Below are 12,979 nucleotides of genomic sequence, written 5' to 3'. Positions count from 1 at the left end.
CCTATCCTTTCCAGTGCAGGGCGCAGACGAGCGTGAAGAGCCGTCGGGCGGTCTGCATGTCGACGCGGATCTTGCCTTCCAGGCGCTCCATCAGGATCCGCGACCCCTCGTTGTGAACGCCGCGGCGCCCCATGTCGATCGCCTCGATCTGGCTCGGCGTCGCCGTCTTGATCGCCTCGAAGTAGCTCTCGCAGATGAGAAAATAGTCCTTCACCACCTTGCGCAGCGGCGTCAGCGAAAGAATGTGCGTGACGACGCGCTCGCCCGCCTCGCCCGACACGCTGAAGATCAGGCGCTTTTCCACCAGGGAAAGATGCAGCTGATAGGGGCCGGAAGTGTCGCCGATCGGCTCGAACTCGTTGTCCTCGATCAGATCGTATATGGCGACCGCCCGCTCGTGCTCGATATCGGGCGTGGAACGGGAAATGGACCCCTCGTCCAATTGAACGGCGACGAGGCGCGCCTTCTTCGCTTCAGCGTTGTCCGGCATTGCCGTCATCACTCGATCCCGTCTTGCATGGCCGCCGGCAGGCGACCGAACCCTTGCCTTCAACACCTAAGGTCAGGACCTATTAAATTGGCGAACATGGTCGGAGCGAATTTGTACGGAGGCTAGGAGCAAAACCGAAGGAAGGCTGAAGCCTTTCAAGGGCTTGCGACGCTGACGCCCGTGCAAATTCGCCCGATCCGAAGGATCGTTCGATCTGACGGCGATCTGCGGCGTCAAGGCTCTCGACCGGGGCGCCAGCCCCGCTCCTCGAGCCTTTCCTGGCATCTCTTGTCATATCAAACGCCATTTTCGTCAATTTAATGGGTCCTGACCCTAGCCCGGCATCCGCGGTCCCGACAAGGGCATCGCGTTCCGCCAGCCGTCAAAGATTGAGGCGGATGGCGACCGAACGCCCGTGGGCGCCGAGGCCCTCCGCCTCCGCCAGCGCGATCGCGGCAGGTCCCAGTTCACGCAGATTCTCCGCCGTGCAGCGCAGGATGGATGTCCGCTTGACAAAATCGAGGACGGACAGGCCGGAGGAAAAACGGGCCGAGCGCGCCGTCGGCAGCACGTGGTTGGAACCGCCGATGTAGTCGCCGATCGCCTCCGGCGTGTAGCGCCCGAGAAAGACGGCGCCGGCATTGCGGATCCGGTCGAACAGCGCATCGGGATCGGCGACCGCGAGTTCGAGGTGCTCCGGCGCGATGGCATCGACAAGGGCCGGCGCCTCGTCCAGGGAACCGACGGTGATCACCGCGCCGAAGTCGGCCCAGCTCGCCCCGGCCACCTCGCCGCGCGGCAATGTCGCAAGCTGGCGTTCGACCGCCGCTTCCACGGCCGAAGCGAAGCCCGCGTCATCGGTGATCAGGATCGACTGGGCGCTGACGTCATGTTCGGCCTGCGACAAGAGGTCGGCGGCGATCCAGTCGGGATCGTTCTCACCGTCCGCCACGACGAGGATCTCGGAGGGACCCGCGATCATGTCGATGCCGACCGTCCCGAAGACGCGCCGCTTGGCGGCCGCGACATAGGCGTTTCCGGGCCCGACGATCTTGGAAACAGGTTTGACGGACGCGGTCCCGAAAGCAAGGGCCGCGATCGCCTGCGCCCCGCCAATCCGGTAGATCTCCGTCACGCCCGCCAGATGCGCCGCGGCAAGCACCAGCGGGTTGAGAACCCCGTCGGGGCTGGGAACGCACATCACCATGCGCGACACGCCGGCAACCCGCGCGGGCACCGCGTTCATCAGCACCGAGGACGGATAGCTTGCCGTGCCGCCCGGGACATAGAGCCCGACCGCCTCGACCGCCGTCCAGCGCGACCCGAGCTCCACGCCGATCGGATCGGTGTAGCGGTCGTCCGCGGGCATCTGCCGGGAGTGATGAGCCGCGATCCGGTCGCGCGCCAGCGTCAGGGCCTCCAGCGTGCGCGCATCGATGCGCGCCAGCGCCTCCTCGATCTCCCGCGGCGTTACCGCAAGCTCGGCCATCGATGCCGCGTCAAGCCGGTCGAAACGTTTCGTGTAGTCGAGAAGCGCGGCATCGCCTCGCGCCTTCACATCCTCGATGATGTCACGAACGACCGCGTCCACGTCGGCCGAAGCCTCGCGCTTGCCCGCAAGAAGAGCATCGAAACTTGCTGTGAAATCGGATGCGCTGGTGGAAAGGCGGATAGCCAATGGTTTTCACTCCGCGAAGAAACCTGTCAGGGACGGCCCCTTCATCCGCGCCACGGATGCAGAGGCAAAGGCATGTCAGTCGAGTTGATGGCTCGGCTGATGGTCCGTTGCCCAGGCGGCGCCGAGATCGGCGAGCTGCGCTTCAATGCATTCCACCGAGAAGGACAACGTGCCCCCTCCGGCGAACAGCAGGTCGATACGGCCGGCCGGCGCGGTGGTGGCCGTGAAGCTGACGGCAAGGAGCGACAGGACGGCATCCTTGGCATCCTGGCGGATGTTCTGCGCCTTCAATTCGCCGGCCCGGGCGAACGACAAGGCGGCGCGGCGGCGCTCTTTCGCATCGCGCGGCCCCTTCTCCTCCTTGTCCCAGGCGAAACGGTTCATCGCCACGACCAGGTGACGGTCGCGCGGATAGTACCTGATGTCGCCAACCTTCAGCACCGCGTCCTGCACCTGCGCGGAAATGACGGCGAGGTCTTCCTCGTCAAGCGCGGCGAGTTTGAGCTGCGGCATCGGCAAGCCACCTCATTGATCGGGTTCGTGTCCGCCCGCCCGGCCCGGGCGGAGGTTCCGCCCTTACCTAATGAATTCGCGCGGCAAAGCAACAGGTGAGTGGCACCGCGTCACCGGACGCACCGAGTGTACCGCAAAACGGCAGGTGAGAACTCAGGCGACGAAACGCAGCGCCTCGGCGGGCATCGGCGGCCCGAACAGGCGTCCGGTTCCCCGCACGCAACCGGCGGCGCGCAGCAAGGCGAGGTGTTCCTCGCTGTCGACCCCGTCGACGCCCACATTCACGCCGAGTGTGCCGGCAACGGAAACCAGCGCCCGCATGACCGTCTCGCCGCGCTCCCCCGCCAGCACGTCGTCCAGTCCGGCGCGGTCCATTCTCAAGGCATCGAAACGGAAACGTCCGAGCAGGCGAAGCGAGGAGGTGTCCGATCCGAAACGGTCGAGGACGAGCCGTGCGCCGACGCTGCGCAAGTCCCGCAGTTGGCGCATCGCATCCGCCGCGTTGACCAGGAAATAACCGTCGGACACCTGCAGGTGCAGCCTTGAGGGGTCGAACGACATCTTCTTGACGGCGGCGGAGACGATGGCCGGCAAGGTTTCCAGGCCAAACTGCCGGACGCTCAGGTCGAGCGCGATCAGGTGGTCGTCCGGCCAGGCTGTGGCACTCTCGACAAGGGACCCGATCAATGCCGAGGTCGACGCCTCGAGCGCGGCGACGTCCTGATGGGCATCGGCGCCCGGCGTCTCCTCCAGTTCCGTGCTACGCCCCCCCACGGCGTGGTATCCCCTCACCTCGGACGTCCGCAGGCAGACGACGGGCTGGAACATGACTTCCGGCATCTCGGGCGATGCAGCCGGTCGACCGGCAAGGGGAGCCGCATGGCGCCGCGAACGCGCACCCAGGGCCTGGTTGTCCGCCAGCCTGTCGGAGGCCCGATAGATCCGGAAGTTGTTTCGCCCCTCGTTCTTGACGGCGTAAAGAGCCGCATCGGCCTTGCGCATCAGATCGCTGATGCTCGCGCCATGCAGCACCGGGGCGATGCCGATGCTTGCCCCGATCCGCACGCCGCTGCCGTCGATGACAAATGGCGGTTCCATCGCAGCAAGTATGCGCCGGGCGATGGTTTCCGCCAGATCCGACGGCCAGGGCATGCCGGACGCGGAGGAAAGCACCACTGCGAATTCGTCTCCCCCCACGCGCCCCACGATGTCGCTGCCGCGCACGCATTGCCCCAGACGTTCGGCCACTTCGCGCAACAGCTGGTCGCCGGCATTGTGACCAAGGGCGTCGTTGACGGGCTTGAACCGGTCAAGATCGATCAGCATGAGAATACCGGCGCATGTCCCGGTCGACGCATCCTGCCCCGGTGGCTCCGGACGCGCGACAAGCTCGCCCAGTTGCTCGTTGAGATAGGTCCGGTTGGCAAGCCCGGTCAGCGTGTCGTGACGGGCAGCATAGAGCACCTGGTTGGCGACGGCCTCGCGCTCGGTGACGTCCTCGTGCGTGCCGACCCAGCCGCCGTCCGGAAGCGGCGCATGGACGGTCGAAACCACGCGGCCTGACCGCAAGTGGAAGAGGGACCTGACCGTGTCCCCGGCCAGCAGCTTGCGCCGCAGTTCCGCGACATAACGGTCGACCTCCTCCCGCGTTTCTCCGCAGGTCCCTTCCGCGAGGACAAGCTCCTCAAGCCGCAAGCCCTGACGGAGGTCCTTCAGATGGCGTTCGAAGAGCCAGACGTAATTGTCGTTCCACAGAAGCAACTGCCCGTTCCTGTCGAAGACGCTCACACCCTGGTTCATGTTTGCCAGAACGGTTTCGAGCTCGTCGGACTTTTCCCGTGCGACCCGCTCCTTCTCGATCAGCCGGCGTTCGATCAGCTTTCGGTCGGTAATGTCCATGAACGTGGACAGCAGCCCGCCGCCGGGAAGGAACGTGCCGCGAATGTCGACGACGGTCCCGTTCGGCCGGCTGCGCTCATAACTGTGAATGTTGCTGCCGAGGATCGCCTCCAGCCGCTCGCGTGTCAGTCGTTCGACATCCCCGGCACCGTATTCGCCACGCTCGGCATTCATGCGGACATAGTCTTCAAGGGACGGCCGGTTCGCCAGATATTCGGGCGTTACATCGAGAAGAACCTCGAAATTTCGGTTCCACCCGGCAACCTTGTGTTCCTCGTCGAAATAAACCACCGCACCGGGGTAGTTCTGGAACACGCCTTCCAGGGTCATGGCCTGGCGCGCCGTCTCGGTGATATCGCCCAACGAGATCACTACACCCGCCTCGGCGCCATCGGCAGGGCTGGCGAACGGCACAGCATTGAGATTGAGCCACCTGAGCCCGCGCCCGCCAGGCAGGTTGAGACCGGCCACCATGTTCGAGAGCCGCGAAGGATCGGCGGCCCCGTCGGCGAGCAGGTTTCCCAGCGGGGCCTGATCGCGCGACTTCTCGACGAAGCAAAGGTCAAGGTCCGACAACCGGGTTCCGGCGAGATCGCTGGTGTCGATGCCGAGCATGACCAGCGCGGCCGGGTTGCAGGAAATCACCGCGCCGTCTCTGTCGACGACAACGACACCTTCGGACAGCGATTCCAGCGTGCTGCGATAAAGCGCCTCTGAATGCTGCAGCCGCAATTCGGCGGTCTTGCGATCAGTGACGTCGCGGATCGCACCGATGATGCGAACGACCTTGCCATCATGAAGGACCGGCCGACCTGCCGTGCGAACCCAGCGTTCGCGCCCGCGGGCGGTCAGAAGCGGCAGTTCCAGAGAGTAGGGAAGCGCGTCTTCGCAAGCGGCGCGGACTGCCTCGCGCAGGACCGGCTGCACTTCGGGCGCAAAAAAACCGAGGGCCTTGCCGAGTTCCGGCACGTAGCTGTCATCAACCTCGTGGAGTGCCCGCGTCTGCTCGCTCCAGGTGAGCGCGCCGCGCTCCAGGTCCAGCTCCCATCCGCCGACGCCCGAAACGCTGGTTGTCTGCGCAATCAACTCCGTTTGCGTCTCGACCAATGCCCGTTGCCGGTTCGTTTCCTCCCGCAGGCGGCCCGCCTCCGCGGCATTCGCATAGGATCCGATCAGCCCTTCCACGGCCGTTGCCAGCCGGCGAAGCTGGTCCATCTGAGCCTGGGAGGGATTTCGGGGCTTCGTGTCGATCACACAGAGGGACCCAAGCACATGCTCGCCGTCCAGCGACAGCGGACACCCTGCGTAGAACCGGACACCGACGGGACCCGTTACCAGGGGACTGTTGGCGAAACGCTCATCGGCCAGCGCGTCGGGTACGACGAGCGGCTCGGATCCGAGTATCGTGTACCGGCAGAAGGCGGCATCTCGATCGGTGCTGTCGATCTCAAGTCCGCAACTCGCCTTGAACCACTGCTCGTCCTCGTTGACCAGCGTCACCAGCGCCACCGGGCAATCGAACAGTGTCGCGGCGACCTCGACGATCGCGTCGAATTCCGGGCTCTTTCCGGAACGCATGATCCCGAGGCGATGCAGCGCCTGAAGGCGGCTCTCCTCGTTTTGCGGCAGCGGATCGGTCGAGAACGAATTCATGAGCACAGTATGCATGGCAAGGAGTAAACGCTTCCAAACAATCACAAGAAAATTCTACTGATTGGAAAAATTCCCTTAACCGTGTCCGAGGCGCGACAGGTTGGCTGAAGTAACGCAGCGACACTTCTACCAGTACACTGCTGCAGGGCTACGCTCTGCTCCCGATCGAGCCTCCCGGCCGGGTTCCGTCCGGAGCCGCTGCGTGCGGACCGCCAGGTCCGTTGCCGGGAACGAAATTTTCGAAGCGGCGCGCACGGATGCAGCCGGCATGCCCGACAGCACCGACCCGCCATCCTTACAGAGCGTCATCTTCCCGGACCCCAGGCTCAAGACTGCGCCGAAAACCGCGTCTGGTCCGGCAACGATCCGCTCAGTAGCCGCCCGAGAGCACGACCGTCTCGCCGGTCATGAAGCTGCAGGCGCCGGATGCCAGGAAGATCGCCGCGCCGACCATCTCCGACGGGTTGCCGGCGCGGCCCATCCAGTTGAGCTCGCGCACATAGGCCTCCCAGCCATCGGGGTCCGCCTGCTTGCGGCCGGCGTTGCGGTCGGTATCGACAAGGCCGGGGGCAAGCGTGTTCAGCAACACACCGTGGCGCGCGTAGTCCCGCGCCTGGCTTTGCACGATGTTGTGCTGGGCCGCCTTGGTCGCCGCATAGGCGGTGACGACCGCCTTCGGCCGCAACTGGTTGATCGAACCGATATTGACGACCCGCCCCCAGCCGCGCGCCGCCATGCGCGGCAGGCAGGCCTGCAGCATTTCTACCGTCGAGCGCAGGTTGACCGACAGTTGCAGGTCAAGATCCTCTTCGGTGAGATGCGCAAGGTCGGCATTGACCTGGGCTGACGCGTTGACCACGAGAATGTCAAGGTGCCCGGCAAGCTCTTCCGCCGCCTCCACCAGCCTGCGCCCGGCACCGCGCTCGCCAAGATCCCCCGACAGCGCCAACGCCTGGCCGCCGTCCCTCTCGATCAGCGCAAGGGTCTCCGCAGTCGAGGCCTCGCTCTGGCCATGCACGATGACGGTCGCGCCGGCCCCGGCCAGACCGAGAGCAATGGCGGCGCCGATCCCCCGGCTCGATCCGGTGACAAGCGCAACGCGGCCCGACAGGCCGAAGACGTCCTGCAACGATGTCATCCTGGCAATCCGGCAGAAGGGTCGAACAGCGTCACCGGCGTTCCGCGCCAACCCGGCCGGCAGGCGAAGAGCCCTCCCGACAGCGGCGCTTCGGACAAGGTCGAGGCCGGCAGGCGTGTGCGCGCACTGGTGATGTAGAGCGTCGCCATGTCGTCGCCGCCGAAGGCGATGCTTGTGGGACGAGGCACCGGCAGGTCGATGCTGCGCTCCAACCGCCCGTCAGGCAGGTAGCGGTTGACCCGCCACCCGTCCCAGATCGCGCACCAGATGCCGCCCTCGGTGTCGACCGCGATACCATCCGGCCGCCCCTCCGCCTCCGGGATCCGGGCGAGCACCCGCCGGTTGGCGAGCACACCCTCGCCCGGCTGGAAGTCATAAGCGTAGATCAGGCCGGGCACGGTATCGACGAAATAGAAGACGCTGTTGTCCGGGCTCCAGGCCATGCCGTTGCCGACCGAGATGCCGCTTTCCTTGCGCGCGACCGTGCCATCGGCGCCGACCCGGTAAAGCGCGCCGCTGGGCTTGCTCGCATCGAGGCGCATGGAGCCGACCCAGATCGCCCCGCCGGGGCCGACCTTGGCATCGTTGAGGCGGTTTTCCTGGATGCCCGCTTCCGGATCGACAAGCGTGTCGAGGCGCCCGCTGGCGAAATCGAGAAACTCGATGCCGTCCTGGGTCGCGGCAACCAGCCGTCCGTCCGCGCAGGGCATGACGGCGCTGACCAGCTTGCCGGTCTCGCAGATCTCGTTGCGACCGCTTTTCGGATCGAAGCGATAGACCGCCGGATGCAGGATATCGACCCAGCAGAGCTTTCGCGTCACGGGGTCCCAGACGGGGGCTTCGCCGAGTTGCGCACCCCAGGGCAACACGCAGGCAAGATCGTCCGGCGTCTGCGACTGCGAGCTGCGCGGGCGGGGCCTGGAGCTGATGGCAATGGCGCCGGCGGCACCGGTGATCCGCCTCGCAGCGGCGATCAACTCCCGGCCGACGGGATGGATATGCGAAGCGTCCAGCCGTGACGAGGGTCCGAGCGTCACGAGCGCACCGATCGGCGTGCCGTCCTTGCCGGCAATCGCGACGGCAACGGAATTCACACCCGCAAGATGTTCCTCGTAGGAGACCGAATAGCCGCGCGCGCGCGTCAGGGTCAGATCCGCCTGCAAGGCCTCGATGCCGGTGATCGTGTGAGCCGTGAAGCGCTCGAGCACGAGACGCTCGAGAAGGGCGCGGGCAAAACCGGGCTCCTGGAATGCGAGCAGCACCTTGCCGGCGGCCGTACAGTGCAGCGGCGCGCGCCGGCCGGTGTCGACCCGCACGCCGAGCCCGTCACCCGAGCGCTCGTCGATATAAAGCACATGCTCGCCGTCCAGCTTGCACAGGGCAACCGTCTCGCCCAGTTCGGCCGACAGGCGCTCAAGTTCGGGCGCGGCTGCCGTCGGCAGGTCGAACGTGTCCCAGACCCGGTGCGAAAGCTCCAGGAAGCGCGGCCCGATCACATAGGTGCCGCGCTCCTCGTTCTGACGCACCAGGCCGAAGGCGATGAGCGTGCGCAGGATCCGCGCGAAGGTCGGCTTGGGCAGGCCCGACTGGCGCAACAGGTCGGCAAAACGCATCGGCGTTTCCGCGTCCGCGACCATGTCGAGAAGCGTCAGCCCCTTGGCGAGCGCGGCCGTGCCCGAGGGCACGTCCTTGCGCAGGGTCGCTAGGCGTGTGTCCGCGTCCGCCACGTCCCCGCCGCCTCCTGCAACATGCGTTCGATCGTCCATTGCGGCCTGAACCCCAGCCTTTCGCGTATCCGTGCGTTCGACGTTTCGTAATCGACCCCGGCGCCCGGCAGGTCAACGGCAACCACCGGCCATCCCGTGATTTCGGCCATGGCCGGCAACAGCTTGCCGAAATCGACGGGATCGGTCGCGCCGAGATTGAAGGTCTCGCCAGCGGCCTTGTCCGACTCAAGCGCAAGCATGAGGCCCGCCACCATATCCCGCGTGTCGGTGATGTGCATCCGGTAGGGGCGCCCGGCTTCGTTGCGCGCCAGCACATGCGCCGGCTCCCCGGGATCGGCGGCGCGCAGCAGATCGGCGACAGCCGAATTGCCCATGCGCTCCTGCTGGCGGATGCGCGGCTGGAGAAAGAAGCGCGGGCCGGAGAAGACGCTGCCGGGATCAAGCAACTCGCTCGCGTCCTGGGTGTGAGAGAAGCGCAGGATCACCGTTTCCATCCGGCCCGCCCTCTGGTGAAAGCGCACAAGCTCCTCGCCGAGCAGCTTGGTCAGACCGTAGGGCGAATTGGCGCGCAGCGGGTGGTCTTCGCTCAGCGGCAGCGAAAGCGGCGCGTTCTCCGGGTAGACCTCGCCGGAGCTGGCAAAGACGAAACGCCCGACGCCGGCCTTCGAGGCCGCGTCGAGCAGAACCCGCGTGCCCTCGACATTGGCGCGGAACATCGCCGCGCGGTCGGCCTCGATCCAGGACATGAAGGCACCCAGATGCAGCACGGCCTCGATGCCGGCAACGGCCCGTTCGCAGGCGTCCGGATCGTCGAAGCTGCCCGTCACCTCGTCGAGAGCGGCGTCGCAAGAGCGCAAGTCGAAGCCGCGGACCTCGTGCCCCGCAGCGGCAAGCGCTGCCACGGCCGAGCGCCCCACCCGCCCGGCGCTGCCGGTTACCAGAATGCGCATCAGCGAAGCGCCTTTTCGGTTGTTGCATCAAAAAGATAAAGATCGGCAGGATCGAAAGAGAGAGCCAGTTCGTCATGCTCGGACATGTGTCCGGTGTGGCTGAGCCGGGCGATCAGTCCCTTGGACTTGTCTTCCTCGCCGTCCTCGCGCGCCACCGTGTGGGGCCCGCCGTCGAAATAGACGTATTTCTCCGAGCCGAGGCTTTCGACAAGGTTCGGCCTCACCTTGAAGGAGGCAGGTCCCGCACCGAGCTTCAGGTGCTCCGGCCGGATGCCGGCGATCACGGCGGAGGCCCCCGCAAGCCGCGCCTCGTCGATCTCGACACGATTGCCGAAGACGTCGAGCCAGGCGCGGCCGCCCTCCCGTTCCACCTCGGCGGACAGGAAATTCATGCCCGGCGAGCCGATGAAACCGGCGACGAAGAGGTTGTCGGGGCGCTGGAACAGCGTGTCCGGATCGGCGATCTGCTGGATCACGCCGTCGCGCATGATCACCACCCGGTCGGCCATCGTCATCGCCTCGATCTGGTCGTGGGTGACATAGACGGTGGTCACGCCGATGCGCTGGTGCAGGGCGCCGATCTCGGCGCGCATGTGTACCCTCAGCTTGGCGTCCAGGTTGGAGAGCGGTTCGTCCATCAGGAAGGCCTGCGGCTGGCGAACGATGGCCCGGCCGAGCGCGACGCGCTGGCGCTGGCCACCGGACAGGTCCTTCGGTCGCCGGTCGAGATATTTCTCCACCTCCAGCGTGCGGGCGACCTCCGCGACCCGCGTCTCGATCTCCGCCGCCGGCATGCCGCGCATCTTCAGCCCGAAGCCGATGTTCTGGCGCACCGTGAGATGGGGATAGAGCGCGTAGTTCTGGAACACCATGGCGATGTCGCGATCGCCGGGGGCCAGGTCCGTCACCTCGCGTTCGCCGAGAAAGATCTCGCCGCCGCTCGCCGGTTCCAGTCCGGCCAGGATCTTCAGCATGGTCGACTTGCCGCAGCCGGACGGGCCGACCAGCACGATGAACTCGCCTTCGGCGATCTCCAGCGAGAAGGGCTTCAGCACCTCCACCGCGCCGTAGCTCTTGTGGACGTTTCGGATCGAGATATTCGCCATGTCTTATTTCTCCGCACCGGCGGTGAGACCACCGACCAGGTAGCGCTCCAGGAACAGGTAGATGAGGATGATCGGCACCGCGACGAAGACGGCCGCGGCCGAAATCTCGTTCCAGTCCGTCGTGTATTCGCCGCGCATCGTGGTGATGCCCAGATTGGCGGTCCAGCTGCCCTGCGCGTTGATCAGGAAGGTGCGGGCATAGGCATAATCCGCCCAGCTGAGCACGAAGGCATAGAGCGCGGTGGCCGCCAGTCCGGGCGTTGCCACCGGAAGCACCACGCGCAGCATCGCCCCCATCGGCGAGCAGCCGTCGACCATCGCCGCCTGTTCAAGCTCGCGCGGGATCGTGTCGAAATAGCCCTTCAGCATCCAGGTGGTGAAAGGGATGATCAGCGTCGAATGGGCGATCACCAGCGTCCACAGGCTGCCGATCATCCCGAAGCTGCGGAAGATCGAGAAGAGCGGAATGACGAGCAGCGTCGCCGGCAGCATCTTCGCCGTCAGGATGAAGAGGCCGAGCGAATGGCCGCCGCGGATGGAAAAACGCGAGAGCGCATAGCCGGCCATCACCGAGACCACCATGGACAGCGCCACGGAGCCGATTGCCGCCAGCATCGAGTTCGCCAGCCACGTCGGGATCGGCCGCTCCTCCCAGACCTTGGCGAAGACCTGCCACTGGGCGTTCTCGGGCCAGAAGCTCGGCGGCAGTTGCGACAGGTCGGCGGAGGTCGACAGCGCGGTGACCAGCAGCCAGTAGACCGGGAACAGGATCAGCGCCGCCAGCAGGATGACAGTGCCGTAGAGCACAAGGCTCTGCATCGGGGTTCGTTTCATCGCCGTTGCCTCAATACATCGCGCGGGTCTCGCGACCCAGCATCAGCAGGCTGGCGACGACGCAGATCACCAGCGTGACCACGCCGACCGCCGACGCATAGCCGAAGTTGAAGAAACCGAAGGCCTGGTCGTAGGTCATGATCGACAGGGTCTGGGTCGATTTCAGCGGCCCGCCCTCGGTCAGCACCTTGATGATCGAGAAATCGCGGAAGACCCAGAGGATGACCAGCACGAGGGTGACGCCGAGCACCGGCATCAGGAGCGGCAGGGTGATCCAGCGGAAACGCTGGAAGACATTGGCGCCATCGACCTTGGCGGCGTTGTAGAAGTCGGCCGGGATCGACTGCAGCCCGGCCAGGGTCATGATCGAGACGAAGGGGAACCCCTTCCAGATCATGGTGATCGCCACGGCCCAGAAGGCGGCGCCCGGCGTGGAAACCCAGGCGACCATGCCGTCGGAGAGGCCGAGGGTGACGAGCAGCCAGCTCATCAGGCCGAAGGAGCTGTCGAAGATCCAGGCGAAGATCACCACCGCGATGACCTCGGGCACCGCCCAGGGCAGCGCCATCGCAAGGCGCGCCAGCGTCCGTCCCCGGAACCGGTTGTTGACGAGAAGCGCCGTGGAGACGCCGGTCACCAGGCTGCCGATCGTGACGACGCAGACGAGCTTCAGCGTCACCCAGCAGGCCATCCAGAACTCCGCCGAGGAGAACAGCTTTTCGTAGTTCGCCAGGGTGAAATCGGCCCGTGGCGCACCGATGCGCGGCAGCTTCACCGCCTGCAGGGACAGGTCGATCGAGATGACCAGCGGGTAGACGATGATCAGCCCGACAAGCAGCACCGCCGGCGCGAGCAGGATATAGCCGAGCAGGTGCTGGCGGCTGGGCCGGGCCAGGTCGAATATCCGGGCGCGTGTCATGCAACCTCCTGCCGCCGGCACTGCGCGGCGGCGTTTCACAGTCTCAAGAAAAGACCGGCCCCTCATGCGAGG

At 65.9% G+C, this 12,979-nt stretch carries 10 protein-coding genes; all 10 read right to left on the bottom strand.

All coding sequences use genetic code 11. The features are described 5' to 3' along the window. Position 1: 1 nt before the first annotated feature. The gene (locus ACQY46_RS09940) at positions 2-490 is read right to left on the bottom strand and encodes a UPF0262 family protein (protein ID WP_428700463.1); all 489 of its coding nucleotides are present in this window, start codon (positions 488-490) and stop codon (positions 2-4) included. Between the two features lie 382 nt (positions 491-872). After that, positions 873-2,168 carry a histidinol dehydrogenase gene (hisD, locus tag ACQY46_RS09935; RefSeq protein WP_428700078.1) on the bottom strand — a complete coding sequence of 432 codons (1,296 nt, stop codon included), beginning with the start codon at positions 2,166-2,168 and terminating at the stop codon, positions 873-875. Positions 2,169-2,243: 75 nt separating this feature from the next. Next, positions 2,244-2,681 (bottom strand): DUF2948 family protein, encoded by a 438-nt coding sequence (locus tag ACQY46_RS09930; RefSeq protein WP_428700077.1) that lies wholly within the window; start codon positions 2,679-2,681, stop codon positions 2,244-2,246. 153 nt (positions 2,682-2,834) lie between these two features. Then, positions 2,835-6,233: a bifunctional diguanylate cyclase/phosphodiesterase gene (locus ACQY46_RS09925; RefSeq protein ID WP_428700076.1), complete on the bottom strand. Its 3,399-nt coding sequence runs from the start codon at positions 6,231-6,233 to the stop codon at positions 2,835-2,837. A 370-nt stretch (positions 6,234-6,603) separates the two neighbouring features. Continuing rightward, positions 6,604-7,371, bottom strand: coding sequence for an SDR family NAD(P)-dependent oxidoreductase (locus ACQY46_RS09920; protein ID WP_428700075.1), 768 nt, complete (start codon positions 7,369-7,371; stop codon positions 6,604-6,606). Then, positions 7,368-9,008, bottom strand: coding sequence for an SMP-30/gluconolactonase/LRE family protein (locus ACQY46_RS09915; protein WP_428700462.1), 1,641 nt, complete (start codon positions 9,006-9,008; stop codon positions 7,368-7,370). The genes ACQY46_RS09920 and ACQY46_RS09915 overlap by 4 nt, the downstream gene beginning before the upstream one ends. Positions 9,009-9,073: 65 nt before the next feature. Beyond that, positions 9,074-10,048 (bottom strand): NAD-dependent epimerase/dehydratase family protein, encoded by a 975-nt coding sequence (locus tag ACQY46_RS09910; RefSeq protein WP_428700074.1) that lies wholly within the window; start codon positions 10,046-10,048, stop codon positions 9,074-9,076. Next, positions 10,048-11,154: an ABC transporter ATP-binding protein gene (locus tag ACQY46_RS09905; RefSeq protein ID WP_428700073.1), complete on the bottom strand. Its 1,107-nt coding sequence runs from the start codon at positions 11,152-11,154 to the stop codon at positions 10,048-10,050. The genes ACQY46_RS09910 and ACQY46_RS09905 overlap by 1 nt, the downstream gene beginning before the upstream one ends. A gap of 3 nt (positions 11,155-11,157) precedes the next feature. Further along, entirely contained in the window at positions 11,158-11,988 is an 831-nt protein-coding gene (locus ACQY46_RS09900) for a carbohydrate ABC transporter permease (RefSeq protein ID WP_306030569.1), read from the bottom strand. A 10-nt stretch (positions 11,989-11,998) separates the two neighbouring features. After that, complete coding sequence (locus tag ACQY46_RS09895) at positions 11,999-12,907, bottom strand: carbohydrate ABC transporter permease (protein WP_306030570.1); 909 nt, start codon at positions 12,905-12,907, stop codon at positions 11,999-12,001. Positions 12,908-12,979: the final 72 nt, after the last annotated feature.

This window comes from Stappia sp. (assembly GCF_965276915.1).
GTDB lineage: Bacteria > Pseudomonadota > Alphaproteobacteria > Rhizobiales > Stappiaceae > Stappia.
This window is presented reverse-complemented; position numbering and strand designations above follow the sequence as displayed.

Coding starts and splice junctions, on each gene's coding strand:
- ACQY46_RS09940 (WP_428700463.1), bottom strand. CDS start 490: ATGCCGGACAACGCTGAAGCGAAGAAGGCGCGCCTCGTCGCCGTTCAA.
- ACQY46_RS09930 (WP_428700077.1), bottom strand. CDS start 2,681: ATGCCGCAGCTCAAACTCGCCGCGCTTGACGAGGAAGACCTCGCCGTC.
- ACQY46_RS09925 (WP_428700076.1), bottom strand. CDS start 6,233: ATGAATTCGTTCTCGACCGATCCGCTGCCGCAAAACGAGGAGAGCCGC.
- ACQY46_RS09920 (WP_428700075.1), bottom strand. CDS start 7,371: ATGACATCGTTGCAGGACGTCTTCGGCCTGTCGGGCCGCGTTGCGCTT.
- ACQY46_RS09915 (WP_428700462.1), bottom strand. CDS start 9,008: ATGGTCGCGGACGCGGAAACGCCGATGCGTTTTGCCGACCTGTTGCGC.
- ACQY46_RS09910 (WP_428700074.1), bottom strand. CDS start 10,048: ATGCGCATTCTGGTAACCGGCAGCGCCGGGCGGGTGGGGCGCTCGGCC.
- ACQY46_RS09905 (WP_428700073.1), bottom strand. CDS start 11,154: ATGGCGAATATCTCGATCCGAAACGTCCACAAGAGCTACGGCGCGGTG.
- ACQY46_RS09900 (WP_306030569.1), bottom strand. CDS start 11,988: ATGAAACGAACCCCGATGCAGAGCCTTGTGCTCTACGGCACTGTCATC.
- ACQY46_RS09895 (WP_306030570.1), bottom strand. CDS start 12,907: ATGACACGCGCCCGGATATTCGACCTGGCCCGGCCCAGCCGCCAGCAC.